This window comes from Granulicella sp. L46 (assembly GCF_009765785.1).
Lineage (GTDB): Bacteria > Acidobacteriota > Terriglobia > Terriglobales > Acidobacteriaceae > Granulicella.
Genome location: NZ_LMUT01000025.1, coordinates 352,315 through 378,443 on the forward strand (window position 1 = coordinate 352,315; position 26,129 = coordinate 378,443).

At 57.5% G+C, this 26,129-nt stretch carries 21 protein-coding genes and 1 tRNA gene; 14 read left to right on the top strand and 8 right to left on the bottom strand.

Going from position 1 to position 26,129, the window contains the following annotated elements; genetic code table 11:
- The first annotated feature begins 21 nt into the window (after positions 1-21).
- From GSQ80_RS21475 to GSQ80_RS21510, 8 genes are all read left to right on the top strand, one after another.
- Entirely contained in the window at positions 22-3,183 is a 3,162-nt protein-coding gene (locus tag GSQ80_RS21475) for an efflux RND transporter permease subunit (RefSeq protein WP_158789689.1), read from the top strand.
- A 44-nt stretch (positions 3,184-3,227) separates the two neighbouring features.
- Positions 3,228-3,887, top strand: coding sequence for a bifunctional 4-hydroxy-2-oxoglutarate aldolase/2-dehydro-3-deoxy-phosphogluconate aldolase (locus GSQ80_RS21480; RefSeq protein WP_158789690.1), 660 nt, complete (start codon positions 3,228-3,230; stop codon positions 3,885-3,887).
- Positions 3,888-3,909: 22 nt separating this feature from the next.
- Positions 3,910-5,196 (top strand): TolC family protein, encoded by a 1,287-nt coding sequence (locus GSQ80_RS21485; RefSeq protein WP_158789942.1) that lies wholly within the window; start codon positions 3,910-3,912, stop codon positions 5,194-5,196.
- A 273-nt stretch (positions 5,197-5,469) separates the two neighbouring features.
- A complete protein-coding gene (locus tag GSQ80_RS21490) occupies positions 5,470-6,888 on the top strand; it encodes a hypothetical protein (protein ID WP_158789691.1) in 1,419 nt (472 codons plus the stop codon).
- Positions 6,889-6,893: 5 nt separating this feature from the next.
- Positions 6,894-7,970 (top strand): glycosyltransferase family 4 protein, encoded by a 1,077-nt coding sequence (locus GSQ80_RS21495; protein ID WP_158789692.1) that lies wholly within the window; start codon positions 6,894-6,896, stop codon positions 7,968-7,970.
- Positions 7,967-10,168, top strand: coding sequence for an amylo-alpha-1,6-glucosidase (locus tag GSQ80_RS21500; RefSeq protein ID WP_216850511.1), 2,202 nt, complete (start codon positions 7,967-7,969; stop codon positions 10,166-10,168). Before GSQ80_RS21495 ends, GSQ80_RS21500 begins: the two co-directional genes overlap by 4 nt.
- A 42-nt stretch (positions 10,169-10,210) precedes the next feature.
- Positions 10,211-11,548, top strand: a complete 1,338-nt coding sequence (locus GSQ80_RS21505; RefSeq protein WP_158789693.1) for a nitrate/sulfonate/bicarbonate ABC transporter ATP-binding protein — start codon at positions 10,211-10,213, stop codon at positions 11,546-11,548.
- Positions 11,545-13,317: an ABC transporter permease subunit gene (locus tag GSQ80_RS21510; protein ID WP_158789694.1), complete on the top strand. Its 1,773-nt coding sequence runs from the start codon at positions 11,545-11,547 to the stop codon at positions 13,315-13,317. The genes GSQ80_RS21505 and GSQ80_RS21510 overlap by 4 nt, the downstream gene beginning before the upstream one ends.
- A gap of 100 nt (positions 13,318-13,417) precedes the next feature.
- Here the strand turns inward: GSQ80_RS21510 and GSQ80_RS21515 are convergent.
- Positions 13,418-13,492 (bottom strand) — tRNA-Val (locus GSQ80_RS21515).
- A 302-nt stretch (positions 13,493-13,794) separates the two neighbouring features.
- Between GSQ80_RS21515 and GSQ80_RS21520 the strand changes: the two genes are divergently transcribed.
- The 3 genes from GSQ80_RS21520 to GSQ80_RS21530 all read left to right on the top strand — a co-directional run bounded on the left by GSQ80_RS21520 (position 13,795) and on the right by GSQ80_RS21530 (position 15,859).
- Positions 13,795-14,502 (top strand): RNA polymerase sigma factor, encoded by a 708-nt coding sequence (locus tag GSQ80_RS21520; RefSeq protein ID WP_158789695.1) that lies wholly within the window; start codon positions 13,795-13,797, stop codon positions 14,500-14,502.
- Between the two features lie 78 nt (positions 14,503-14,580).
- A complete protein-coding gene (locus GSQ80_RS21525) occupies positions 14,581-15,105 on the top strand; it encodes an anti-sigma factor (protein ID WP_254059840.1) in 525 nt (174 codons plus the stop codon).
- A 55-nt stretch (positions 15,106-15,160) separates the two neighbouring features.
- On the top strand, positions 15,161-15,859 hold the full coding sequence (locus GSQ80_RS21530) for a DUF3106 domain-containing protein (protein ID WP_158789696.1): 699 nt from the start codon (positions 15,161-15,163) through the stop codon (positions 15,857-15,859).
- A gap of 8 nt (positions 15,860-15,867) precedes the next feature.
- Here the strand turns inward: GSQ80_RS21530 and GSQ80_RS21535 are convergent, their stop codons facing one another.
- The 3 genes from GSQ80_RS21535 to GSQ80_RS21545 all read right to left on the bottom strand — a co-directional run bounded on the left by GSQ80_RS21535 (position 15,868) and on the right by GSQ80_RS21545 (position 19,551).
- Positions 15,868-16,833, bottom strand: a complete 966-nt coding sequence (locus GSQ80_RS21535) for a proline dehydrogenase family protein (protein WP_254059841.1) — start codon at positions 16,831-16,833, stop codon at positions 15,868-15,870.
- A 933-nt stretch (positions 16,834-17,766) separates the two neighbouring features.
- Positions 17,767-18,819, bottom strand: coding sequence for a hypothetical protein (locus GSQ80_RS21540; protein WP_158789697.1), 1,053 nt, complete (start codon positions 18,817-18,819; stop codon positions 17,767-17,769).
- A gap of 3 nt (positions 18,820-18,822) precedes the next feature.
- On the bottom strand, positions 18,823-19,551 hold the full coding sequence (locus GSQ80_RS21545) for a PadR family transcriptional regulator (protein ID WP_371315752.1): 729 nt from the start codon (positions 19,549-19,551) through the stop codon (positions 18,823-18,825).
- Between the two features lie 236 nt (positions 19,552-19,787).
- Here GSQ80_RS21545 and GSQ80_RS21550 point away from each other — a divergent pair, with 236 nt between their 5' ends.
- The gene (locus GSQ80_RS21550) at positions 19,788-20,276 is read left to right on the top strand and encodes a cupin domain-containing protein (protein ID WP_158789699.1); all 489 of its coding nucleotides are present in this window, start codon (positions 19,788-19,790) and stop codon (positions 20,274-20,276) included.
- 51 nt (positions 20,277-20,327) lie between these two features.
- On the opposite strand, the gene GSQ80_RS21555 is transcribed toward GSQ80_RS21550, so the two are convergent.
- The gene (locus GSQ80_RS21555) at positions 20,328-22,223 is read right to left on the bottom strand and encodes a PDZ domain-containing protein (protein WP_158789700.1); all 1,896 of its coding nucleotides are present in this window, start codon (positions 22,221-22,223) and stop codon (positions 20,328-20,330) included.
- 86 nt (positions 22,224-22,309) lie between these two features.
- Positions 22,310-22,756 (bottom strand): MarR family winged helix-turn-helix transcriptional regulator, encoded by a 447-nt coding sequence (locus tag GSQ80_RS21560; protein ID WP_254059842.1) that lies wholly within the window; start codon positions 22,754-22,756, stop codon positions 22,310-22,312.
- Positions 22,757-22,817: 61 nt separating this feature from the next.
- Here GSQ80_RS21560 and GSQ80_RS21565 point away from each other — a divergent pair, with 61 nt between their 5' ends.
- On the top strand, positions 22,818-23,546 hold the full coding sequence (locus tag GSQ80_RS21565; protein ID WP_158789947.1) for an SDR family oxidoreductase: 729 nt from the start codon (positions 22,818-22,820) through the stop codon (positions 23,544-23,546).
- A 164-nt stretch (positions 23,547-23,710) separates the two neighbouring features.
- On the top strand, positions 23,711-24,424 hold the full coding sequence (locus GSQ80_RS21570; protein WP_158789701.1) for a Crp/Fnr family transcriptional regulator: 714 nt from the start codon (positions 23,711-23,713) through the stop codon (positions 24,422-24,424).
- Between the two features lie 33 nt (positions 24,425-24,457).
- Here GSQ80_RS21570 and GSQ80_RS21575 read toward each other — a convergent pair whose 3' ends face one another.
- Both GSQ80_RS21575 and GSQ80_RS21580 read right to left on the bottom strand, forming a co-directional pair.
- A complete protein-coding gene (locus GSQ80_RS21575) occupies positions 24,458-24,919 on the bottom strand; it encodes a VOC family protein (protein WP_158789702.1) in 462 nt (153 codons plus the stop codon).
- 171 nt (positions 24,920-25,090) lie between these two features.
- A complete protein-coding gene (locus GSQ80_RS21580; protein ID WP_158789703.1) occupies positions 25,091-26,020 on the bottom strand; it encodes a DUF1684 domain-containing protein in 930 nt (309 codons plus the stop codon).
- Between the last annotated feature and the right edge of the window lie 109 nt (positions 26,021-26,129).

The following is a 26,129-nucleotide window of genomic DNA, read 5'->3' on the forward strand; positions in this document are numbered from 1 at the left end:
AAGAGACCTGAGGGAGAAGGTATGATCCGCGCACTCGTAGATTTCGCACTGAACAATCGCATTGTGGTGCTTGCGGTCGCGCTGCTTTTAATTGTGTGGGGAGCCATTTCTTTTCATCAGTTGCCCGTAGAGGCTTATCCAGACATTGCGGACAATTATGTAACGGTAATCACGCAATGGCCGGGCCGATCTGCTGAAGAGGTGGAACAGCAGGTAACGATTCCGATTGAAGTTCAGATGGCTGGCATGCCGCACATGACGTACTTGCGGTCTGAGTCCATCTTCGGACTTTCGTTCGTCATCATGATATTCGACGACAGTTCTCAAAACGATTGGAACCGTCAGAAGGTGCTCGAGCGCCTCACGCAGGTCAATCTTCCGAGCGGGCAGAATCTGCAGCCTCAGATCGGGACGGATTGGAGCACTACAGGCCAGATCTATTGGTACACCATACGCAGCACGGATCCGCGCTACGATCTCATGCAGTTGCGAGGGATTGAGGATTGGACGCTGCTGAAGCAATTCAAATCCGTCCTGAATGTTGTCGACGTCTCTGACTTTGGTGGCACGGTCCGCGAGTACCAGGTGCGTGTGGATCCCGACAAGCTGGTGTCGTACGGGCTAAGTATTGGCCAGGTTGAACAGCAACTGTCGAACAATAACAATAATGCCGGCGGCAGCTTTGTCGAGCTCGGCATGCAGCAGATGAATGTTCGTGCGCTTGGTCTGTACAAGAGTGTTCAAGACATCGAAAATACTGTGCTCACGACAAAGAATGGCACAGCACTTCGGGTGAGGGATATTGCCCAAGTCGAGCAGGGACCCATGATCCGGCTTGGCCATATGGCTCGTGCCAACCATATGGAAGATGGCCACATCGTCGATGAGCCGGACATCATCCAGGGTGGTGTCCTGATGCGCAAAGGGGCGGAGGAACAACCGACGCTGGATGCGATCCACAAAAAGGTCGACCAGCTCAACAATGGGATTTTGCCGCCTGGGGTGAAAATCATCCCGATGCTGGATCGCAGTGACCTGCTGCACTTTACGCTGCATACCGTCATGCACAATCTCACCGAGGGGATGGTCCTGGTCGCCATCATCCTTCTCCTGTTTCTGCTGAACGCACGGGCGGCTTTCATCGTTGCGCTGACGATACCGTTCTCCTTGCTGTTCGCATCGATATGCCTGCAGTCTGCCCACATCCCGGCCAACTTGCTTTCGCTGGGGGCGCTGGACTTTGGGATGGTCGTTGACGGCGCTGTGGTGATGATGGAAAACATCATTCGACATCTTGCACATGCACGCGAGCGGAGGCCTGGAGTAGCTCCGAAGACTGTCAGCGAGATCATTCGCGATGCGTGCCACGAAGTGCAGCGGCCGGTGTTTTATGCCATCGCGATCATCATCACTGCGTACATGCCGATCTTCACGCTGCAACGCGTCGAGGGAAGATTGTTTCGGCCTATGGCGTGGACAGTTGCGTTTGCTTTGCTGGGCGCGATGCTGTTTTCGATCTTCATTGTTCCTGTCCTCGCTAACATCTTTTTCCGCGGTGGCTTTAAGGAAAGACGCAACCGAGTGATGGAATGGCTTACCGACGGCTATCGCAAGCAGTTGCGCTGGGCCGTTGGGCATCGCTGGGTCGTCGTTGGTGTGGCGGTTCTGTCACTGGCGGGAACGATTTATCTGGGATTTGGCGGCGTAATTGGTGCTGAGTTCCTACCGCATCTGGACGAAGGCGCTATCTGGGCGCGCGGCACGCTGGCTAATAGCACCAGTCTCTCGGAGGGTGAGAACTTTGCGGCCAAGGAGCGTTTGGTCTTCGCGGCATTTCCGGAAGTGAAGACGGTGGTTTCCCAGGCAGGTCGCCCTGATGACGGCACCGACACCGGGGGGTTCGGAAACACGGAATACTTCGTTGATCTGAAGCCGCATGAGCAGTGGCGTCCGGTATTCCATGAGAACAAAGAAGAACTTATCGCTGCCATGAACCTTGCGGTGCGGCGGTATCCGGGCGCCGTGTGGAACTTCTCGCAACCGATTGAGGATAACGTCGGCGAGACCATGACAGGCACCAAGGGCTCGCTGGCGCTCAAGATCTTTGGTGACGATCTCAACGTCCTCGAACAGAAGGGTGAAGAGGTTGCGTCTCTTATGTCTACCATCCCAGGGATGCATGACGTGAAGCTTCTGCGCGACTTCGGTCAACCAAATCTTGATGTTTCTATCGACCGGAAGATGGCGGCTCGATATGGAATCAACATGGCCGATATACAGGACGCTGTGCAAACCGCAGTCGGCGGAAATGCAGTAAGCCAGGTGTTGATCGGCGAACAACGCTATGACTTGACGGTGCGTTATCAAGGACAATATCGCAACAACCAGCGTGCCATTGGCAGCATTCGATTGTTGGGACCTTCTGGAGAGCGCGTATCGCTGGCGCAACTGTGCAAGCTGGAAGTGCGCGATGGGGCATACGACATCTACCGTGAGGGAAATACTCGTTACATCGCAATCACCTTTAACGTTCGCGGTAGGGATCTTGGATCGACCGTAGAGGATGCGATCAAGCAGATCAAAGATAAAATCACGCTTCCTCGTGATTACAGGGTCGACTGGTCCGGAGAATATGAGAGCGAGAAGAGAGCTGAGGCGCGCCTTGCCCTCATTGTGCCGATAACAATTCTGGTCATCTTCATTATTCTTTTTTCGATGTTCCGGTCGTACAAATGGGCGTTTTTGATTCTTCTCAACGTGGGCATGGCACGTATCGGCGGCCTTCTTGCCTTGCTGATCACGGGAACGTATCTCAGTGTGTCCTCGGGTGTGGGCATGTTGGCGCTCTTCGGCGTGTCGGTTCAGACGGGTGTCATTATGGTCGAATACATGAACCAATTGCGAGCTCGCGGCAACACGATTGTGGACTCCGCTGTTGAGGGCGCGGTTCTCAGGCTTCGACCGATCATGATGACAATGCTGGTGGCAACACTTGGCTTGCTGCCGGCCGCGCTGTCGCACAATATCGGTTCGGATTCTCAGCGGCCGTTTGCGATCGTCATTGTTGGCGGCCTGATTTCGGATTTGATTCTCAGCATCTTCTTGTTACCTACATTTTACGTATGGATTGCAAGAGAAGGTGATGCTCTACCGCTGGCTGAATCGGCCAATGAAGAATTCTAGTTCCAAGAACCTTGGCGCTAAAGACGAGGAGGGAGGCAAGTCTGATGACAAGAGAAGAGATCCTTCGTTGTATCGGGGAGATTGGCATCGTTCCGGGCGTTCGCGTTCCCGAGAAGGAGCTAGCACTTTTCGCCGCGGAAACATTGTATGAAGCGGGAATTCCCATCGTGGAAATAACAATGACTGTTCCAGATGCCGTCGGTGTTATCTCGCAAATCGCAAGAGCTTACCCGGACTGCATTGTAGGCGGCGGCACAGTACTCGATGCCGAGACAGCACAGCGTTGCATCGATGCGGGCGCTCGGTTTGTGACTAGTCCGGGATTGATTATGGAGGTTCTGGAATTTACTCTGCGCCGAAATATAGTCGCTATCCCCGGTGCGATGACACCAAGCGAAGTGATTGCGGCGTGGAAGGGGGGAGCCGACATGGTCAAGATTTTTCCATGCGCTCCGCTGGGTGGCGATGCCTATATCCGAGCCTTGAAGGTTCCCTTGCCGCAGATTCCGTTGATTGCATCGGGAGGTGTAACGCAATTGACGGCGAGAGATTTCATTTATGCCGGCGCCTCGGCGCTCGGGATTCGGTCTGAGCTAACACCGAGAGCAGCGCTACAAACCCATCAGAAGCAGTGGATTTATGAGCTTGCAAGGAGATTTACAACAATAGTCCGCGAAGCGCGTGCCCAGATGGAGCCGATTTGAGGTGGTTATGTTCTTGAGCAAGATGACGCCACATTTACGTATCTCGATAGCCATTGGCTTGTTCGCGGGCATTTTGCCACCGGTGATGGCGCATGGGCAAACTGCGACACAGGCTCTTACATGGGATCAGGTGAAGACCAAATTTGAGGCAGTAAATCCCGCGTTACGCGCAGACCAAATGAGTGTTGACGAACTAAAGGCGGCGGAGATCACGGCATATCTACGTCCGAATCCGCAGTTCACGTTGAGCGCTGATGGTACACAGATCGCTCCGTACCAGGGCCACTGGACCCCAACGTCTGGTACGGAGGCCGAACCTAACTTCAGCTATCTACATGAGCGTGAACATAAGCGGGAATTGCGACTCAAGAGTGCACAGGAGGCCACGCAGATTGGAGGTTCGCTGCACGAAGACCTCGAACGCAACATGATCTTCAGTCTGCGGTCGGCCTTTGTGCAAACGCTCGAAGCGAAGACAGTCCTCGACCTCGCCAGGGCCGACCTTGTGTACTATGACAAGATCATTGAGATAAGTCGTGCGCGTTTCAACGCTGGCAGCCTCGCGCAGGTAGATCTGGATCGAATTGAGTTACTGCGGGTGCAATACGAGTCAGAGATTGAGAATGCGGTGGTCAACCTCCGCACACAGAAAATCCAGTTGTTGCAGCTTCTCGATGACAGGACAGCTGTCGATAAATTTGATGTAACTGGTCCTTATGATTTCTCGCCGGACTTGCAGCCGCTTGAGGCCTTTCATAAGATTGCACTGGATGCACGGCCTGACTTGCGGGCGGCCCTCCAATCCATCGAGCAGGCAAAGACTAACCACAAGCTTGCGATTGCGGACGGTTCCACGGACCCGACGTTTGGCATCTGGTACACTTACAACCCATCCTTCGCTAATCCATATGCACACCAGACACTTGGCTTGAGTGTCAGCATACCTTTACGCATCTTTGACCGAAACCAGGGTGAGAAGGCGCGTACGTCGATTGATATTGACCGGAATGTACAGCTGACGGAAACGGCAACGGGGCAGGTATTTAGCGACGTGGATTCCGCGTACGAACAGGTGCGCAGCAACATCGCCTTAGTAACCCCCTATCGCACAAAGTATATGGATCAAGCCACGAGGGTGCGCGATACGGTGACCTATGCGTACCAGCGCGGCGGTGCCTCGTTGATGGATTTCCTGAATGCCCAAAGCGACTATAGGGTCGTGCAATTGGCATATGTGCAGCATATTGGCTCTTATCTGACTTCTGCGAGCCAACTTAACTTGGCTGTGGGCAGGGAAGTCATACCGTAAGCGTTAGTGGGGGTTTCGAGGGACGCTCGGGTGTGGACCAGCTGTGTACACAGTGATTGATGTGTTGCGCGGAATTCGTGTACCGAAGCGTCCAGCTTTGTGCGACCGGATGACTAACGAACTTTTACTTGAATCCTTACGCCTTCTTTATGGCGGCCTTCCTAGAATCGTAGAGATGCTTTTTATGGCCAAATCTCGCGGACGACTCCGAAGACCCGAAGGCGCTGCCGAGGTTTGGTTCATGCAAAGCACGTAGAGGGCCCCCGCATCTTTATGAACGACCCAGAAACTTACTTTGTCATCCCGACGCACCGATTGCGTGATGTCAGCGAAACGATTCACGATTACGACGAGCACTTTTGGCGCAACGGTCATTCCCCACAAATGATCGTGTTCGACGATTCAACTCCCAGCAATGTCGAAAAATACTTCACGCAACTTGAGCAGCTGAAGACTCGTTCAGATCTGTTCTATGTGGGTCCCCGTCAAAAAGAGGAATTTCTCGGCTATCTCAACTCGCGGCTTCGGAATAAGCGTCTGGAGCCGCTCGTTAAGAACTTGTTCCGTCCGAGTTATGGAGGCAACAGGAACTTCACGCTGATGTATTCCCTGGGTGGGTTGATGGTCAGCTCCGACGATGACATGCGGCCGTATGCATTGATGGAGGATAGCCCGGAATCGTTGGAGAGTGATGAGATCAGCCGCGGACGGCTGCATAAGGTGGGCAAGAACGGATACGCGCGAAAATCATTCGACATCATGTCGGCCTTTTCCGATGTGTTGGGCAAGAAGGTTTCGGAGATTCCGGAGAACTACGAGCAGGGCGAATTCCTAATCGATACCGCAATGGATCTTGAGACAAACGCGACCAAGGGACTGGTCGAAGACAACACCATGATCCTGCAGCATGGGCGCGTTGGTAAGGACGCAATCGTCAAGATAGCGCAGACGTTCCGTTCGGGGACTAACGATATCGATGCGATCGACTTTGTGGATATGTTTCTGAACGACGACAACCAGGTCAGCCTGGACGAGCTGAATGACCTTTACGTCCTGGTGAACTTTCGGCCAGCCGTAACGAATATGAACTGGCGGATGGACTGTGGTGTTGCGGGTTACGACAATACCTTTGGCTTGCCACCCTTCTTTCCAACAAGACTTCGCTTCGAGGACTATATCTACAGGCTCTGGATTCAGCAGGAGGGAATTGTGGCTGCCCATGTCGATGCCGCGCAGCACCACACGAAGAGCAACTACATGCGCAATCCGCCGGCGTCCGAAGTGCTAAACGAAGAGATCGCCAACTTCCTGAAACGGAAGATTAAGTCTTCGCTCACAAGCGTGGATGAGCTGGGAATCACGTTCGATTACACGGGAGAAGTGACGGCGCAGGATGCGGAGGAAGTCCTCGAGAAGATCACGAGCCTGCATCGCCGGGCCCTGCACGCTGCCGAAAAAGCAAAGAGCCCAGACCGAATTGATGCGCTTCGGCTTTTCGCGGCGAATCTGGAGAAGGCGTTCTATGGATTTGAGCCAGATTTCTTTCAGCACAATCTGTTGCGCATTGTTGATGATGCGATAGCAGTTATCCGTGCGTCCATCGAGCTCTGGCCCACATTGGTGGAGATCTGCTACTTCCAAAAGGTACGAAATGGACTTCCGATGTTGCGGCTGGGTGAGATTGAAACATAGTCACTATGAGAATTGCGCAGGTAGCTCCGCTGTTTGAAAGTGTTCCTCCCGCCCTATACGGCGGGTCGGAGCGGGTTGTTTCGTGGCTCACGGAAGAGCCGGTTCGCCAGGGCCATGAGGTGACGCTATTTGCGAGCGGTGACTCGAAGACAGCGGCGCGGCTGGTGCCGGCATGCGAGAAGTCGCTTTGGCGGGACACGGATTGCCGCGAAACATTGCCGCAGCACGTGCGAATGCTGGAGTTAGTTTTCCAGGACGCGGCACAGTTCGACATCATTCATTTTCATTGCGACTACATTCATTTTCCTTTGGTTCGCCGCTATGGGCGCCCGTCACTCACGACGCTGCATGGCTTTGTACACACCCACGATTTACGGGACCTCCTCGAGGAATATCGGGATGTTCCGCTGGTATCTATCTCAGACAATCAGCGAGCATCGACACCGGAAGCGAACTGGCAGGGAACGATTCATCATGGGTTGCCGCGAGGCCTGCATACCTTCTCTCCGGTGGGCGGAGAGTATCTTGCATTTTTGGGACGTATCTCGCGGGAGAAGGGGCTGGAGCGTGCGATCGAGATCGCCCGTCGGACAGGGGTGCCGCTGAAGATAGCGGCGAAGATTTATGAGGAGGATCGCAGCTACTTCGAGCAGGAGATTAAGCCTCTGCTGGAGAAGAGTGCGTCGTTCGTGGAGTTCGTCGGTGAGTTGGGGGGCGCCGCTAAGAATGAATTTTTGGGAAAGGCGAAGGCGCTGCTGTTTCCTGTGGACTGGCCGGAGCCGTTTGGACTGGTGATGATTGAAGCAATGGCTTGCGGAACCCCAGTGATTGGTTGGAGAAAGGGGTCCGTGCCTGAGGTGATAGAGCACGGGGTGAATGGCTTTGTGGTGAGCAGTGTGGAGGAGGCTGTCGAGGGTGTCGGAAATCTTTCGAGAGTGCGGCGCGATGTGTGCCGTGAGATCTTCGAGGCCAGGTTTCCTGTGGAGAGGATGACGGCGGATTATCTGAAGATGTACGAAAAGGCAATTCACGCGATGTCCGAGGGGACGACGCCAGAGCGCCCGATGGAGGTGATGCGGTGACGAGCGCCTCTATCGGCGGGGGCGGGCAAATGGGTGTTGAGAACCATTTCACCGAAGCTCAACATATCCTGGTGCACGCGGATCGGTCCGCTGAAAAAATTCGCTCCCTGAAGTACGGAGATACGTTTGCAGTCTTCAATCACTTCGGCGACATGCGCCCGATTCCTTCGGGCGAAGAAGGTCTTTATCTGGATGGGACACGATTTTTATCGATGTTCACGCTATACCTGGATGGGTTCCGGCCATTGCTGCTCGGCTCGACGGTTCGAGACGACAACGATCAACTGATTGTGACGCTTACGAATCCGGATTTATTTGTCGATGGCGAGTTATGTTTGCCGGCGAATTCTCTGCATATCTCCAAGCGAGCATTCTTGTTGGACGCGGTTTGTTATGTGGAGATTGGTATCGAGAACTACTCGATGCAAGTGGTGGATTCCGCGCTGACGCTTCGGGTCGCGGCGGATTTCAAGGATATCTACGAAGTACGCGGTATGGCGAGAGAGAAGCACGGAGAGATTCGCGAACCGCTGGTGGGAGACGACACGATCATGCTGGGCTATGGGGGCTTGGATGATGAGGAGCGCGTCACTTCGATTGAGTTTACGCCGCGGCCGGACAGGATCGAGCCCGACGAAGCGAAGTATGTTCTTTCGCTGCAGCCGAAAGAGAGCGCGAAGTTGCTGGTAACGGTGTCGTGCAGGCGGTCGCGGCGGAACGGAAGCGTGCCTCTGCCTCTCGATGAAGCGCGAGCTGCGGTGCTGGCGGGGATTGGGCAGGACAAAGCGAGGGCTTGTTCGTTGCAATCTTCTAATGGCCAGTTCAATGCCTGGATCAATCGGTCCGTGTCCGATCTACACATGCTGATTACAAACCTGCCGACGGGACCTTATCCGTACGCCGGAATTCCGTGGTTCAACACTCCGTTTGGCAGAGACGGAATGATCACGGCCTGGGAGTGCCTTTGGGTGAGGCCGGATCTGGCCAAAGGTGTGCTGGCGTATCTGGCGTCGACCCAAGCGACAGAATTTATTCCAGAGCAGGATGCAGAACCTGGGAAGATCCTGCACGAGACGCGCAGTGGAGAGATGGCCGCACTAAGAGAGATGCCGTTCGGGCTCTATTACGGCAGTGTGGACGCTACGCCTCTGTTTGTTGCGCTGGCAGGCGCGTACTACGAGCGAACGGCTGATGCAGTGTTCATTGAAAGCATCTGGCCCAATATTCAAGCAGCGTTGGAGTGGATAACGACGTCCGGCGATCGCGATGGGGATGGATTCGTGGAGTATGAGCGTCGGTCCGAGGATGGGCTTCTGCACCAAGGTTGGAAGGATGCAGATGATGCTGTGTTTCATGCAGACGGCACAGCTGTGCAAGGTGCGATCGCCATGTGTGAAGTGCAGGGATATGTGTATGCCGCTTACAACGCGGCCAGTAAGCTTGCGGCGGTCCTGGGACATGACGCGGAGGTTGCACGATTTGCGGAGAAGGCCAGGACGCTTCGAATACAGTTCAACGAGATGTTCTGGTGTGCGGAGTTGTCCACTTATGCGATGGCGCTGGACGGTGACAAGCGGGCCTGCCGCATCGTGACCTCTAACGGCGGACAGTGTCTGTTTACGGGTATTGCGACAGCTGAAAGGGCCGCGTGTGTAGCAAATGCGGTGCTTTCGGATGAAGCTTACTCCGGGTGGGGTGTACGTACGGTGGCGAACTCTGCGTCGCGATTCAATCCGATGTCCTATCACAATGGCAGCATCTGGCCGCACGATAATGCGCTCATTGCCTACGGTATGGCGCGCTACGGGTTGACAAAACAGGCTAACCGCATTTTCACGGGACTGTTTGAAGCGGCGATGTACTTCGATCTGCATCGGATGCCGGAATTGTTTTGTGGATTTTCGCGAGAGGCAGGGGAAGGGCCCGTGCTCTATCCGGTGGCGTGCGCACCGCAAGCGTGGTCCGCTGCGTCGGTATTTCTGCTGTGCCAGGCGTGTCTTGGGGTACAAGTAAACGCGGAGAAGAAGCAGGTCCGGTTCGTGAGGCCCTCGCTGCCGGAGTTTTTGGGAGAGTTCCATATCGTCAACCTGCAGGTGGGCGATGGGTCCATTGACATCGATGTAATCCGGCAGGGGGATGATGTTGGGATTACTGTGAGAAATGCCACGAATAACTTAGCGGTAGTACTTGTGAGATGAAACTGTATGTGAATCATGTTGCTTTTCGGAGGTAGAGGAAAGATGCAGACTCCGATCATTCGAGCGGAAAAAGTCGAGAAGTACTATGCCCAGCCCAGCGAAAACAAGATCCAGGTGATTGCACCTACCGATCTGGAGATTGCGGAGGGCCAGATCGTAGCGCTACTGGGGCCGTCCGGATCGGGGAAGTCGACGCTCCTGCGCATGTTGACGGGGCTTTCGGTGCCGTCGGCTGGACAAGTGTATTGGCACGAAAAGCCTGTGGCGACAACAGATGTGAATGTATCGATTGTCTTCCAGAGTTTTGCTTTGTTCCCCTGGCTGAGTGTGTTGGAGAATGTCGAGGCACCGCTTAAGGCACGCGGAATGCAAGAAGATGAGCGCAGGCGACGGAGCCTGGCGATTCTCGACACGGTGGGATTGGATGGGTTTCAAGCGGCGTATCCGAAGGAACTTTCCGGCGGCATGAGGCAGCGCGTGGGTTTTGCGCGCGCTTTGGTGGTCGAGCCGGAGGTATTGTTCATGGACGAGCCGTTCTCGGCGCTGGACGTTCTCACTGCGGAGAATTTGCGGGGTGAGTTATTGGAGCTTTGGCAGAAGAAGACGATTCCGACGAAGGCAATCTTCTTGGTGACGCACAACATTGAAGAGGCGGTGCTACTAGCCGATCGGATCATTGTGTTAGGGCGGAATCCGGGTCGGATTCGCACGGACTTCTGTGTAAATCTGGCGCATCCCCGCAACCGGAAGGAAGCGGCCTTTTCCCAACTGGTTGACTACATCTATAAGGTATTGACCGAGCCAGAGGCGCAGCCGCCGGACCTGCCGCAGGCTCTTCATGGTGAGGCTCGGCATGCGCGGAAGTACCAGATGTTACCCCACGCGCGGCCTGGCGGGGTGGCTGGGCTTTTGGAACTTTTGCGGGATCATGGAGGCAGGTATGACATGTATCGTCTCGCAGATGATTTACTGTTCGAGATCGATCACCTTCTGCCCATTGTGGATGCGGCGCAGTTGCTGGGTTTCCTGAATGTGAGCGAAGGAACGGCCGTAATTACAGACTCGGGGATTGATTACGCGAACTCTGAAATTTCACGTCGGAGCGATTTGTTCCGCGAGGCGGCAACCAACCATGTGCTTCTGCTGGATCAGATCAGCCGCGCCATAGAAGCGAAGAGCGACCATACCGTTTCGGAAGATCTGTTTCACGACATGCTGGATGAACAGTTTACCGAGGATGAGACTGTTATGCAGCTCGAGACGGCCGTAAGCTGGGGCCGGTATGCTCAGCTGTTTGATTTCGATGCTTCGCGTCGGTGCTTTATCCGATTGGAGAAGCGGCGGTCGCAGGCGCCATCGAGCACGGAGAGTGTCGCTTGATAGGGCTTCCGGGCAGCCTGAGTTCCATTCGGGGACGCGAGACGCTGGCACGTGCGCAGGCACTGAAACGCACCTGGCCAGTGGTGATGGACCTCTGCATAGCGGCGATCGGGCTTGCGTGTTTTTATGGCGTGGTGCGGATTGCACATTACTGGATGGGGCATGCCGAGCCCGCGATTGTGATCTCTTTGAGTCCGCGTGCGCTTCCCGTTTATGCGTTTTACTCTGTGGTGCGCATTGGGTTGGCGTATGGAATCAGCCTGGTATTTGCTGTTGGCTACGGGTATGTTGCGGCACACAGCCGGCGGCTTGAACCCTTGATGGTGGCGGGCCTGGACATCTGTCAATCCATCCCGGTACTGAGCTTCTTGCCAGGTGTGATGCTCGCCATGGTTGCATTGTTTCCGACCCGGCAGATTGGGGTAGAGATGGGTGCCATTCTCCTAATTTTTACGGGGGAGGTGTGGAATATGGCATTCAGCTTCTACTCGTCGATCAAAAGTATTCCGAGAGAGCTGAACGAAGCAGCAACCATCTATCGATTTTCACGGTGGCAACGGCTATGGCAACTCGAGTTGCCCTACGGAGCAATCGGTCTGGTGTGGAACTCCATGGTGTCAGTCGCCGGAGGATGGTTTTTCCTGATGGCCTGCGAGATGTTCGTGCTTGGTTCGCGAGACTTTCGGCTACCGGGGTTGGGCTCCTATCTGCAGACTGCCGCAAGCGACGATGACACACGTGCGATTTTATGGGGTCTCGCGGTGATGATTGGGATCATCGTTGCAATTGATCAGTTGGTCTGGCGGCCTGCGATCACATGGAGTAACAAATTCAAGTTTGAACAAGTGGAGGGAGCGTCGCGTAGTCGCTCGCCGCTGCTGCATCTTTTGACGCATTCGGGGGCGCTGCATTCGTTGCGAAGGCATACGCTGGCACCGATGTCCGAGAAGATCTACTGCTCGTTGGCGGAGCGACGCGCGCGGCGGATGGTTCGGGCGGACGGGGTTGCCGTACCGGCGAGCGGGGGCTGGATGCGATGGGTGATCGCGGCGATCCTTATCGCTGGAGTTGTCTATCTTGCAAGCCAGGCCTTAGCGCTGTTGCGCGAAGTAACGACACCACAGTTCTGGGCGGTGATGCGCGGGGCCGGCGCTACGTTTCTGCGAGTCAACGTGTCTTTAGCAATCGCAGCTTGCTGGACGATTCCTGTTGGCGTCGCCATTGGGTTCAATCCACGCCTGGCACGCATTGCTCAACCGCTGGCGCAGATTGCGGCTTCCGTTCCAGCAACTGCATTGTTTCCGATTATTCTTCTGGCACTCATTCGCGTGGGCGGGGGAATGGGCATTGCGTCGATCCTGCTGATGCTGATCGGAACCCAATGGTACATATTGTTCAATGTGATTGCCGGCGCGATGGCGATTCCATCCGATCTTCGAGAGGTAGCGCAGCTATTCCACTTCACGACGATACAACGGTGGCGCACCGTCATCCTTCCGGGGATATTTCCATTCTTGATAACGGGAATGGTAACGGCATCGGGTGGAGCCTGGAACGCGAGTATTATCGCCGAATACTTTCATCTGAAAAACCAAACGATGCAGACGGTGGGATTGGGAGAGCAGATCAGTTCGGCGACCGATCATGGCCAGTTTCAATTACTGTTGCTATCGACCGTTGTCATGGCGTTGATGGTGGTAACGATCAATCGGATGGTGTGGAGGCCCTTATTCCGGCTATCCGAGACGCGATTCAAACTGGAAGGCTGAATCAATGAATACTCGTCGGAGGCTATTGGCGCGCTTGCAGCCTACTGTCCCTTCGCTTGTTACTTGCGAGAGCTCGATTCTTTGTATGTTGTTGATTTGATGGTGGGCACAGCAGGATTCGAACCTACGACTTCCACCGTGTGAAGGTGGCACTCTACCGCTGAGTTATGCGCCCATGGGCTGGGAGGCGAGAATCGATGCGGATGCGCATAGTGGATACGCTTCTTCCAGGCCTTTGCAGCTTAGGTAGGATAACACTGAGGGGCAGGTGCGCCAACCGACGGGGCATCGCTTGGGCGCTGGTTGGACACCGTCTGGGCGAGGGTTTGCGTCCAACAACAAGATTCTGAAAGGTACAATTACGGCCTGATGCCGACTTCGCACAGATTGCAGCCGGGGGATCCGCCCATTTCGCCAAAATCTGGCGAATATGAGGATTTAACGCAACCTGAGAGCCAAGATGGGGTTTCGGAAGATATGGGCACACTTGCGCTCCATCCCGGCCTCGTGGAAACTGCGGAGCCGCGGCTGGAAAGTGCCCCTTTGGTGGCCATCGATCTGACCCCGGAGCAGGTAGAGGCGAGGCGGGTTGCCGTAGCGCGGGGAGATTTTTCCCAGCTTACCGATGCCGAAGTGATGCTCGAGCTGAAGGCTGGCAACATGGATGCGTTTGACGTGTTGCTGGGCAAGTATCGGAAGCCGATTGTGCACTTTATGTTTCGCATGGTGCACAACCAGGCCGTTGCGGAGGAGTTGGCGCAGGAGGTGTTTCTGCGGGTCTACCGTTCGCGGGAGACGTATCGAGCGGAGGCTCGGTTTAGCACGTGGCTTTACCGGATTGCGACGAACCTGGGAGTGAATCATGCGCGCGATACACGGCATGAGCGGACGGCTTCGACGATTTATCTAGACGCCGTCGACGCGGAGACGGGAACTACTCCAGATGTGGCGGACGACACGCCTTCCGCGGAGGCCGATTTGCTGCAGAAGGAGCGCATGAACGCCATCCGGCAGCATGTGATGGCCTTGCCCGAGCGGCAGAAGATCGCCGTGTTGATGCACAAGTATGAAGGGATGGATTACAAGCAGATCGGCGAAGTACTGAAGTTGTCCGAATCTGCTACGAAGTCGTTGTTGTTCCGAGCGTATCAGACGCTGCGGGAGAAGTTGAAAGAGTTTGTATAGGAGCACTGTGAGTTGGCACCGTAAGCGTTGACGTTATAAGCGAAGGTGCGATCCCGGAGTCGAACCAGAGGGGATGATATGAAGAAGATAGACATGAAGATTGATTGCAAGACCTGCCGCGCAGCTCTCGCTGATTTATTGCTGGACGAGTCGTACGCTGTTGCACACCCTGAGGTGGCCGAGCACATGGCTGCTTGTGCGGAGTGCCGTAAGGAGCTGGAGGAGTTGCAGGCTACGTTTGCGCTGCTCGGCGAGTGGAAGGCGCCGGAGCCTTCAGCGTACTTCGATACGAAGCTGCATGCGCGGCTGCGCGAGGCACAGGCTTCGGAGCCGGAGGGCTTTTGGGCTCGCACGCGCGCGTTTCTGACGTACAGCACCGGGCACCGGTTGCGGCCGGCGCTGGCTGGGGCGATGGTGTTGGCGGTGATGCTGGCGGGGGGTGGAACGTTTGCCGGGTTCTACCAGCACAACGGCGTGGTTGCCGTACAAGCTTCGCCGACCGTGAATGATCTCAAGCTTCTCGATAACAATGCGCAGGCCGTGCAGCAGATGGACCAGCTGCTGGATGCGAGTGATGACAACTCGGGTCCGCCGAGCAGCTAACAACCGAATGACCAAGGAAAGTATTTGCCGGAGCAATCTATCAGCAAGTTGACGTATGCGTAAGGCAGTCAAATCCCGCAGCTCGATCGTTCGAGCGCTACTTGTCGGTCTGCTCGCAGGCTTGAGCGGGAGTGTGTTTGCGGAGCGGCATGCGGGTCCGAGCTTTCAGCAATCGCCTTCGTACGTATTGGTGGCTGCGAGTGGAAGCCACAGGTTTGGCGGGCAGCAGGAGCAGCCGGCTCCTATCGAACGGCGGCCACCGCCGACCGGGGCGATGGTGCCGGGAAGTCAGCCGCATTTGGTGGGGCCGAATGGGCGGCGCGGGGGAGAACATCTGCCCGAGTGGATGGAACAGCACCGGGGCATGACGCTGGAGCAGCAGCAGGCGGCGTTGGACCGCGAGCCGGGATTCAGGGAGCTTCCGCTGCAGACCCAGATCCAGATGCATCAGCGGCTGGCGCAGCTGAATGCGATGACTCCGGAGATGCGGGCGAGAACGCTGGCGCATACGGAGGCGATGGAGCGGCTGAGCCCGGCGCAGCGCTCGCAGGTGCGAGGTGTGATGGAGCAGCTGGGATCGCTGCCACAGGACCAGCGACGCCAGGTGATCCGCAGCTTTCGGGAGTTACGCATGGTGCCGCCGGAGCAGCGGTTCGCGATGATGAACTCTCCGCGCTATGGCTGGCTGAACTATGCGCAGCGAACAGTTCTGACGAACCTGATCTTCATTGCGCCGATGCTTCCGCCGGATTAAGGCTCGAGCTAGCTCTTGAAGAAGTTCTTCGCGAGGAAGAGGACGTTGGCGGGGCGTTCGGCAAGGCGGCGCATGAAGTAGGGATACCATTCGGCGCCAAAGGGGACGTAGACGCGGACGCCGAAGCCTTCGGCGACCAGCTTGCGCTGCAGGTCGCGGCGGATTCCGTAGAGCATCTGAAACTCAAACGCGCGTTTGTCGATGTTGTTGCTCGCGACGAAGCGGCGCAGTTCGTCGACAATGGCTTCGTCGTGCGTGGCGATGCCGCAGAAGACGGGACTGCTGACGACGCGCTTCATCAGCTTGACGTAGTTTGCGTCGACGTCGGCCTTGGCGGGGAAGGCGATTTCGGGTGGTTCTTTGTAGGCGCCTTTGCAGAGGCGAATGCGAATCCCCTGCGTTAATAGGCGTTCTACGTCATTTTCGGTGCGAAAAAGATAGGCTTGCAGGACTGTGCCTACGGCGCCGGGGTACTGCTGGTGGAGGCGCTCGGTGAGGAGGAGGGTGGGCTCGGTGTACTCGGAGCCTTCCATGTCGATGCGGACGAAGCTGCCGGTATGTGCGGCGTGCGCGACCATTTCGCCGACGATGCGCTCGGCGAGGGCTGGGCCCTGGCTGGGGCCGCCGATGTCCATGCCGACCTGGGTGAGCTTGACGCTGACGTTGGCGCGGAGATGGCGAGCCTGGATGGCGTCGAGTAGCTGGTGGTAGATGGCGGCGCTGGCTTCGGCGTGGGCGACGTCGAGGACGCTTTCGCCGAGGGAGTCGAGGGTGACGTCGATGCCTTCGGCGTTGAGCTGAGCGGCGGCGGCGATGGCCTCGTCAATGGACATGCCGGCGACGAAGCGGCGGGAGACACGGCGGCCGATCGAGGACTGTTCCGAGAAGGCGCGGAAGGCCTTGTTGGTCGAGAGACCAATGAAAAACGAGCGAAGCAAAATGGTACCTCTGCGGCGAGAAACGCGACGTTTCATTTTCGCATCCTGGGCGAATGCCGGGTTCGGTAGTCGCACAGGGGTACCCCCCTCCCCCCCTACACGGGGGTGTTTCCCGTAAAGTATGGCAACCAGACCGGTTACGCGCCAAAGTATGACTTGGGTAGTTGCAAATTGTGGGTGTATCTCGTTGATGGGATTGAGGTTACGCGATAAGTACCATGTTCAGATACTAGATCGCTAAAGTAGGCCATCCAAACGAGTTATGGAGACTTTTGACGGTCAACGGGTCGTTGCCTGGAGGTGATCCTCCTGTGTCTGGCAGTGACGACATCCTAGCCCTGGCCGTTGGCCGGAATGCTGGTTCTCTCTTAATAAGGTTCTCTACTTAAATTGTAGTGATTTGGAGGGGGTAACTATGCCAAGTTTTGAAAATATAAATCGCCAGTGTTGATAGGGGTTTGGTGGGTTTTGGGTGCTGCTGGGGGCTTGACAGGTTTTAAGTGGACGGCGGGAGCTTCCTGGGGTTGTGGTTGGAAAGGGGCGCAGGCATCCTCCTTCTCACCCGTCCGCAAAGGCGTAGGTGGGCGTCGGGGTTGGGCGGGGTGAGATGGGTCATAGTTATTTGGAGTTGGCGCAAACGCCGTTTTGCGGGGAGCAGCTAGGGGAAGCCTGCCGACTTCCCCCGTTCGATAATCTCAAGCTCCAGGCTGCATGCAGACTATCTTTCGATCCGGCAAGGCGAATCTTTCGATCAGATAGGGGATCTACCAGCCACTGACAGGTGATCCATGCCGCAAGGTGACCGCTAATGCAGTGTGAGCGTTCCCGAAATCGTAGTTGCCGCAAACGCCGTTTCGCGGGAGCCAGGTGTGCAGACCCGATCACTCGGAAAGGAGATGGATCCGCGTGCCCTGGCCGGAGGATTCCGCGCACTCTATACCTTAGGTTTGAATCGCGCTGGACACATGGTCACAGGCCCTGCGTGTGATCGGCGGCTTCGCGTTGCCAGACTTTTCTCGCCAGGAGTATGAACCCGACGACTGCCAACAATTGGAAGACGAATTTTCCGATCAGGTCGAGGCGTGTCCAGCCGGCGGCGCTGGAGTCGCCGAGCGCCATACTTCCAAGAACGGCTCCAAAGGAGATCGCCCAACGGTGGATGTCGCGCCAACCGCTCGCGGCCGACCAGTAACGAACGAGCGCGAACGCCAAGATCGACCAGAGGACGCCGGCGCTGATAGGAACCCACACGGCGAAGCTGTGATGGGGAACGAAGAGGAGGCCGATGAGCCAAAACCAGGGTGTGCTCAAGATGAAGGCCGCCAATCCGAGCAGCCAGGGACTTGGTGGCTGGCGGAAAGCGACTCGACCGGAATGTCCGTAACCGCGCAAGAGCCACGCTGAGGCGATGAGAAGCGCTATCGCCGCGACGCCCAGCAGGATGGCGAGCATTGGAGGATGGTAGGGTGCTGCATGAAGTCTGGGGCGCGCCTTCTGGGTCCAGCCAAACCAGGCGATGCGGCAGCCTACGAGGAATGCGATGCATGTGGCGATAAGGCCGCGCTTGCGGAGCCAGGGTTGTTCGCGGCGATCGGGGAAAACAAGCTCGACAACCTGGACCGGGACGAGGACTACCCACACGCTTTCAAATCCCAGCATGAAGAGAAGGTAGAGCCAGTTGACGCCGTAGTAGCGGCCAAAGGTCGCGTTGACTCCCGGGAACGGAAGCGGGGCGATCGATGTTTGTTGAATGATGAATTCTTCTGCGATGGAAAGAGCGAGGCCAAGCATGAGCAGGCTTGTTGCACCCGCGCGCCAACGACGAATCAATTCACGGCAGAGGAGCGCGCCGCAACCCCACACCATCACCTCGGGGATGAGGACGAACAGGAAGCTGAGGCGTGTGGAGCCGCTTAACACCTCTGCGATGAACGGTGCGAGAAGGAGCAGGGTCCAGATGGGGCCTCGGTAGCGCTGTATGGGAGTTGGCGGCAAGATCGGACTGCGGACTTCGAGTTGCATGGATTATTCCTCCAGATGCCCGGCCGCTCTTGCGCTGATGCTGGCCGCTTTGAAAACCGTCTTGAGATCCCACGTGAATTGTTCGCTTCGCATTTCGGCGATGAGATTGCGAACCCAGGTGAGTTCGGCCTTGAGCATGGCGACAAGATATTCGCTTTCGACCAGATTGATTCGCCCGACACGCTCGGTTACCGCGGCCATCGAATTGCTGAATGCGGCGATTTGTTGTTCGAGGTGATGGCAGCGCTCTTCGAGTCGCGGAATGGCTTCTGCAGGCGTGAGGTGAACGAGGAAACTCATCGCCGCCATGAATTCAGAAGATTCGCGCTGGGGAACTGCGACGATCTGGCGGAGGGCTCGAATAAGTTCTTTGCGACCTGCGGGCGTAATGGCGTAGGTAGTGCGTTCCGGGCGTCGGCCATTGCGGCTGGTGTCTTTTGCGACGATGAACTCAGCACGCACGAGGCGTCCGATGGCGTGATAGAGCGAGCCCTTTTTCAGTGCGAGGATTTCGTCCTTGTGGCGTTCGCGGAGCAGGCTCTGCATCTGGTAAGGGTGCATAGGAGCTTCGCGGAGAAGGGCGAGGACGGCAATTTCCCAAATTCCGAGGTTCTTTGTCATATAGTTCAAATGAACTATATCGTATGATCTAATCCAACACAAGGGAGGGGAATCGTGGGCCGGACCGGAGAGGTCACGGATTGGCCACAAAAACTGGCTGCTGGCTCTCATTCCACGTCCTGTCCACCGCAGTGACGAAATCGATCATCCATCAGTCGTTGCTTAGGTAGGAAGATCTGTGCGTTTCTACACCCTAGTTCGTGTAGCGTCCGCTATTTCCCATTCTGCTCAGAAAGATATCCTTATTCTTAGAATCCTCGGATGCCACATGGTGTCGGCCTCGACTCTGATCAGTTGGCCTGAGGTTCATCTTCACAACTTTAACCATGTCAGGTAGGAACAAAGTGATGCTCTCTGAATCCGTCAGCGTTAATCTAGACACCGCGCCCGCGTACTGGTTTCTCAATGCTCTCCACATCCTGCTGGCGCAGAATCAATCGGGGGACGGTGCGTACTCCCTGATTCATCTGACAGCGCCTCCCGGCTTCGAGACTCCTTACCATCTTCATCAAACGGAAGACGAAGCGTTTTACGTATTGGAGGGTGAACTTACTGTTATTCGCGATGGAGAGAAGTTCGTGGCCGGGCCGGGAGGCTATGTTTTCCTCCAGCGCGGAGTGCCGCATGGATTTCGAAACAGTGGTGACAAAACTTCCCGAGTTCTAATTCATGTGATTCCCGGCGGTAAGGTTGGGTTCGTGGGAATGATGCTCGAAATGGCAGTGCCAATTCGTGATCGTCACAAATTACCCGAAGCGACGCCACCCGATCTCAAGAAACTGAACGCGCTTTGCGAACAAAACGAGATCAGTATTCTCGGGCCTCTCCCGATCTAAATGAAGGACCCTATCTTTTTAGGAAAGTCACGTCTTCGGTAACGGGATTAGCTAGGGCTTGGTTGCGGGGGTTGAGGGCGCGAGGATTTCGGTTAGGAGATCCGGGGTGTTGGGGATGCGGGTGAGGTGGGGGTAGCGGAGGCCGTCGCTGTAGGTGAAGGTTACGGGAGTGAGGGTGTCTTCGTCCTGGACGAGGAGCTGGATGGGCGTGGATTTGCCTTTGGAGGCCTTGAGGGTTTCGGTGAAGAGATCGAGGTCGAAGACCCGGCCGTTGATGGCGGTGATCTTCTGGCCGGGAGCGAAGCCTGCCTTGTCGGCGATGCTGCCGACGCCGACGTCGGAGATGGTGCCGTCCTCGCCGAGGTCGAGGCCGATGGAGAACCAGGGGACGAGGGAGGGATTTTCGGTGAGTTCGCGGGCCATACCAGGGGTGAGGTCAGGGGTGTACTCGAGGCGATAGCCTGCCTGCTCGATGCCTTCGGTATTGACGTGGGGCTGGACGTCGTAGAGGCGGGTCTGGATGAAGGCGGCCCAGTCATTTTTTACGACGTGGTTGAGATCGGCTGTGATTTCGTCGAGGCTGTAGGGCTCTACGCGGGGGACGCCATTGCCGCCTTTCTGGAGGAAGATCTGGAGGAAGTCGCGGAGGGACTTTTTGTTGTTGGTGAGTTTGCGGATGGTGGTGTCGACGTTGAGCCAGAAGAGGTCGCCTTCGGGGTAGTAATCGGTGCCACGTTTCCAGCTGCTCCAGGCGTTGCTACCTCTGCCGCCGCCGTTGCGAGGCATGGCGGAGTCGAAGGTGGTGTCTTCGATGCTGCGCCAGGCGCGGCCGCTGGTGGCGTCCATTTCGGCTGCGGTGAGGGCGATGTCCTGCTTGTACTGGTCGGCAGAGACCATGCCGATGCGCTCGCCCATGAGGTTGCCGAGGTAGTCGGTGAGGCCCTCGTAGACCCAGAGGAGGTTGTCCTGCATGGGGGTGGCGTAGTCGGGGGTGGAGAGGCCGTCGGGGCGGCGATACTTGCCGTTCCAGGAGTGCGTGAACTCGTGGGGGAGGAGGCCGGCCATGCCGACGGAGGGTTTATAGCCGGTGAAGAAATCCCTTTGCATCGTGTTGTCGGAGGACTCGTGGTGTTCGAGGCCGCCGCCCCCGTGGGCTCCTTGCAGAAGGATGAGGAAGTGGTAGCTGGTGTAGTGCGGGGGACCATACATCGCGAAGGATTCTGTGATGAGACGCGACATCTGGCCGATGGTTTCGGGGCTGGCAACGATGGAGTCGGCGGTGGGGCCGATGACGTCCATGTAGTGCTGGGGCGTGATGCCGGGAGCGAGGGCGTACTCGTGGAAGTAGAGGCCGGTCATGATGGGGGAATCTTCCAGCATCTCGACGGTGGTGGGCGCGTACTTAATTGTGCCGCCGGCTGGGTGTTGCGGATCGTACGGCGTGATGGGTTTTAGGGAGGTGCCGATGCCCCAGTGGGCGGGTACGGTGACGGTGGGCTGGATGGCGATCTCGCGGACAGGAATGTGCGCGGGGTAGAGCATCAGGTGTTCCCACTCGAGGGTTGCGGCGGTGCGAGTGGCGCGGCTGTAGATGTTGTCCAGATGCGCGTGGAGCGTGGTGGCGCCGGCGGGAATGTCGACGTGATACTCGTATGTGTTGACCGGGTCGCGGTGCCAGGGAATGGTCTTGCCGTCGACTTCGAAGCGAATGCCGGTGATGTCGTGTACGGGGCCGTCGGGGCCGTGCGCGCCGGGAATCCATTCGGGGGTGATGAGGTCGAGGGGGCCGGGGTGGACGGGGATGTCGACGTCGGCGTGGAAGAGCTTGCGCGGGGCGTCGGTGAGATCTGCGTGGATTTGGATGGGCGTTTGCTGCGCGTTGGCGGCGAGGAGAGTGGAGGCTAGCAAGAGCGAGAGGAGCGGGAGACGCCGACGGATTTGGTTCATGGCCGAGATGGACCTTTCTGGACGGGACGCTGTGGTGGGGAACGGTATTGCTTGCATCATTCTATGCGGGTGGCGCGGGCGAGAATCTAAAAGTCTTCTTCGTCGCCGAGAAGATTGCTGACGCGGACGATGGTTTCGATTTGCTGTGGGCTGAGGCGTGAAAGCAGGTTGCGGCGCACGGATTCGGCGTGGACGGGGTGTGCGGCGTGGAGCTTCTGGCGGCCTAGTTTGGTGAGGACTACGAGGACGGTGCGGTTGTCGGCGTCGCGACGCTCGATGAGTTTTTTGCGCTGCATGCGGGTGAGGTGGTGGGAGAGGCGGCTCTTGTCCCAGCCCATGGACTCGGCCAGGGTCTGCTGGCGCATCTCTCCGTTGGTTCGGAGGGCGAGGCGGGAGAGGACGCCGAAGTCCGGACCGGAGAGCCCGGTGGCCTGAGCGATATCGCGGCCGACGCGGTCCATGACGTCTTCCCCCATCAATTTAAAAGCGTGCCAGACGCGGAGTTCCTGGGGCGAAAGCAATTTGGTCGGCATGGAGAAAAGAGTAGCAGCAGCGGGTTGACGTGACAACCATAATCGAGGTATTGTGGTTGACATGACAACCAACAATGGGAAGGTAGCTTTAGTAACGGGCGCAAACAAAGGGATTGGGAAGGCGATCGCGCGAGGGCTGGCGAGGGATGGCTTTGTGGTCTACCTGGGAGCGCGCGATTTGGAGAAAGGAAAGGCCGCGGCAGAGGAGTTACGGGAGGAGGGAGAGGTGCGAGTTATTGCACTGGATGTGGCGGATGCCAGATCGGTGACGGCGGCGCGGCAGACGATCGAGTTGGAGGCCGGTCAACTCGACGTACTGGTGAATAACGCCGGCATCAGTTCTGCACCGGGATCGAGGTTCAGTGTGCCGATGGTGGAAACTGCGGAAAATATGCGCGCCGTTTACGAGACGAACGTGTTTGCGGTGGTGACGGTCACCAATGCGTTCATCCCGCTGCTGTTGAAGTCGACGGCCGGGCGTATTGTCAATGTGACCAGCAAGCGGGGATCGATTGGCGAAGAGGGCGCGTGGGTTGGGCGGCCGAACATGGCGTACTCGAGCTCGAAGACGGCGCTGAATGCCATCACGGTTCATTATGCACGGAGTCTTGCGGAGACGACGGTGAAAGTAAACGGCGCGGCTCCGGGTCATGTTGCGACAGACTTCAACGGGTTTCGGGGAACGCGCACCCCCGAAGAAGGAGCAGCGGTGGCGATTCGATTGGCGAAGTTGGGGAGTGAGGGCCCGAGCGGACTTGTGTTTGAAGACGAGACGCAGCTGGCGTGGTGATGCTGCCTGGCAACTGACAGGCCGCGATACATCCTGTTGTCGGCTGCGGGGCTGGACGAAGATGCTTCGTAATCGAGGCGAGTATTATGATTCAACCGCGAAGGATTGCCTGTCCGATGGCGTCTTGCGGTGTACGTCTTCCATGCCTTGAGAAAGTTGGGCTCATGAGTATGCAGACATTCAAGAACATCGTTCTCCAGCGGCTGCATCCTGAGGTGATCGACCGGCTGGAACTGCAGCGGGTCGAGCTGCCGGTGGGCCGGGAGATTGAATTTCCGGGGAGTGGCATCGCAAATCTGTTCTTCATCGAAGAGGGCATCGCTTCGATGACGGTGACGTTCAAGGACGGCTTCGAGGTGGAGGTTGCGCTGGCTGGGCCGGAGGCGATTCTCGGAACATCGTGCATGATGGGGACGCGCCGGAGCCTCAATCGGGTCTATATGCAGATTGGTGGCTATGGGTACTCGTCGGTAATGTCTGTGGCGACCAGGGAGTTCAAGCGCGCCGAACAATTTCATGATCTGACGTTGCGCTATCTGCAGGCGCAGTTTATTCAGTCCGCGCAGACGGCGGGTTGCAATGCGCGGCACAGCGTGGAGCAGCGGATGGCTCGGTGGCTTCTGCTTTGTTCCGATCGAGTGGGGGACCGGGTGCTCCCACTGTCGCATGAGTATATGGCCGACATGTTGGGTGTTACGCGGTCGAGCGTGACGGTGGTGGCTGGGCATCTACAGGAACGGGGTCTCATCCATTACACGCGCGGCAAGATTACGCTGGTCGATCTGGCCGGGCTGGAAGCAATTTCCTGTGAGTGCTACCGGGTGGTGCGCGATCACTTGCGCAGTCTTGCGGACCGTGACGAGGCGTACGGCGCCTAGGTCCTGCGCGGACGGCGAGAGTTTAAGTGCGGACTAGGCTGGCTGGTTGGCGGCTTGCTGGAGGGTGGCGATGTCCATTTTTTTCATGGTCATCATGGCGCGCATGCCGGCGGGGTGGTTGATGTACTTGTAGACGTCGGTGGGGACGATCTGCCAGTGGAGGCCGAACTTGTCCTTGAGCCAGCCGCACATGATTTCGCTGCCGCCGTCGGCGGTGAGCTGGGACCAGTAGTTGTCGATCTCGGCCTGGGTTTCGCATTGGACGCTGAAGGAGAAGGCGTCGGTGGGCGGGTGGCCGGGGCCGCCGTTCATGAAGGTGACTTGCTGGCCATTGAGCTCGAGGTCGAGGACGAGCAGGGCGCCGACAGGGAGAGGGCCGGCTTCGTTGCAGCGAAGCTCGCGGAGCTTGCGGCTGTTGGGGAAGGCGGAGAGGTAGAAGTCGGCGGCGGTTTCGGCGTTGTCGTTGAACCAGAGGAAGGGAGTGATTTTGTTCATGTGTCCTCCGCGGACGGCGAGCTTCGTGTGGCGCGCATACTTTCTGCGCAGAATTCTACTGCTGAATTTATGACGGTGGCCAGGGTTTTATGGGTGAGCGGGCACCTCGTTCTCCCACCCATCCGCAAAAACGCGTATGAATGGGGCACCCGGGAGTTGGTGGGGGGCGGACTAGTCGTAGCGTTTTTCGCCGGCGGGGATGGCTACCGGGAGGCGGTTGGCTTCGGTGGGGAGCGGGCAGGTGGCGTAGGGGGTGTAGCCGCAGGGTGGGTTGTGGGCATAGTTGAAGTCGAGGACAACTGTGCCGGGTTTGGCGAGGCCGTTAGAGGGGAAGGCGGTGTTTAGGAAGCGGCCGGCGCCGTCGGTGGTGGTGCGGCTGGTGAGGTCGCGGAAGTCGAAGAAGAGAGAGTTGTCTTCGACCAGGGGTTCGAGCTTGTAGGTCTTGCCGGCGATCTGGAATTCAGCGTAGCCGGGAGCTTGCTCGTCGCTGGACTGGCCGAGGACGTTGAGGATGTGCACGGTCTTCGCGGGGGTGTAGGGGACCCACCTGGCGGTGATGCGGAGGGCCGGGTTGGGGGCGTACCAGTTGAGGCCGCGGAAGTGGACGCGGGTGGGGGCGTAGGCGTCCTTGATGCGGAGATAGTAGCGGTCGCCGCGATGGATGACGGTGATGTGGACGTCGCCGGAGAATAGATCGGAGGGGTGGGGTGTGTCGTCGGCGGCGAGGGCGGCGGGGCTGGGCGCGGGTTTGCCGTCGAGGAGGACGGAGGGGGAGAAGCCTTCGGTTGGGGGGAGGAGGGCGACGTGTCCGTTGTGCTGCTGGAAGATGCCGAGGTGCACAGGGACATGCTGGAGTTGGAGCTTGTTGTCGGACGCGGAGCCTGCGGTGATGTTGCCTTCGGGGAGCCATTGGAGGGCGACGAGGGTGAGCCAGCCGTCGGGCTGAGCGAGGTTGTCGGCGTAGGCCTTGCGCCAGTGGTCGAGGTCGGCGGTGGTTTGGGCGTGCGTTGTCGCGGGGATGAGGGACGAGAGGCAGAGCGTGAAGGCGGCGAGGGAGGCGCGGATGGCGGCGCGAGAGGTCATGACTAAAGCGTACGACATGCGGGCGCGGCGCGGAGGGGCGAGGGGGTGGGCGTCTTCAAGGAATCTGGGTTGGGGACACCTGCTTTGCGCGATGCCCCACTCATCGCAAAGGGTGCGATTAGTGGGG

Bases quoted from the DNA above. Each gene is read 5' to 3' on its own strand.
- GSQ80_RS21540 (WP_158789697.1), bottom strand. From the start codon at position 18,819: ATGCAACTCGAAGTCCGCAGTCCGATCTTGCCGCCAACTCCCATACAG.
- GSQ80_RS21560 (WP_254059842.1), bottom strand. From the start codon at position 22,756: ATGCCGACCAAATTGCTTTCGCCCCAGGAACTCCGCGTCTGGCACGCT.
- GSQ80_RS21475 (WP_158789689.1), top strand. From the start codon at position 22: ATGATCCGCGCACTCGTAGATTTCGCACTGAACAATCGCATTGTGGTG.
- GSQ80_RS21495 (WP_158789692.1), top strand. From the start codon at position 6,894: ATGAGAATTGCGCAGGTAGCTCCGCTGTTTGAAAGTGTTCCTCCCGCC.
- GSQ80_RS21530 (WP_158789696.1), top strand. From the start codon at position 15,161: ATGCGTAAGGCAGTCAAATCCCGCAGCTCGATCGTTCGAGCGCTACTT.
- GSQ80_RS21550 (WP_158789699.1), top strand. From the start codon at position 19,788: ATGCTCTCTGAATCCGTCAGCGTTAATCTAGACACCGCGCCCGCGTAC.
- GSQ80_RS21525 (WP_254059840.1), top strand. From the start codon at position 14,581: ATGAAGAAGATAGACATGAAGATTGATTGCAAGACCTGCCGCGCAGCT.
- GSQ80_RS21505 (WP_158789693.1), top strand. From the start codon at position 10,211: ATGCAGACTCCGATCATTCGAGCGGAAAAAGTCGAGAAGTACTATGCC.
- GSQ80_RS21580 (WP_158789703.1), bottom strand. From the start codon at position 26,020: ATGTCGTACGCTTTAGTCATGACCTCTCGCGCCGCCATCCGCGCCTCC.
- GSQ80_RS21555 (WP_158789700.1), bottom strand. From the start codon at position 22,223: ATGAACCAAATCCGTCGGCGTCTCCCGCTCCTCTCGCTCTTGCTAGCC.
- GSQ80_RS21575 (WP_158789702.1), bottom strand. From the start codon at position 24,919: ATGAACAAAATCACTCCCTTCCTCTGGTTCAACGACAACGCCGAAACC.
- GSQ80_RS21565 (WP_158789947.1), top strand. From the start codon at position 22,818: ATGACAACCAACAATGGGAAGGTAGCTTTAGTAACGGGCGCAAACAAA.
- GSQ80_RS21570 (WP_158789701.1), top strand. From the start codon at position 23,711: ATGAGTATGCAGACATTCAAGAACATCGTTCTCCAGCGGCTGCATCCT.
- GSQ80_RS21535 (WP_254059841.1), bottom strand. From the start codon at position 16,833: ATGAAACGTCGCGTTTCTCGCCGCAGAGGTACCATTTTGCTTCGCTCG.
- GSQ80_RS21545 (WP_371315752.1), bottom strand. From the start codon at position 19,551: ATGAGAGCCAGCAGCCAGTTTTTGTGGCCAATCCGTGACCTCTCCGGT.
- GSQ80_RS21485 (WP_158789942.1), top strand. From the start codon at position 3,910: ATGACGCCACATTTACGTATCTCGATAGCCATTGGCTTGTTCGCGGGC.
- GSQ80_RS21480 (WP_158789690.1), top strand. From the start codon at position 3,228: ATGACAAGAGAAGAGATCCTTCGTTGTATCGGGGAGATTGGCATCGTT.
- GSQ80_RS21490 (WP_158789691.1), top strand. From the start codon at position 5,470: ATGAACGACCCAGAAACTTACTTTGTCATCCCGACGCACCGATTGCGT.
- GSQ80_RS21520 (WP_158789695.1), top strand. From the start codon at position 13,795: ATGGGCACACTTGCGCTCCATCCCGGCCTCGTGGAAACTGCGGAGCCG.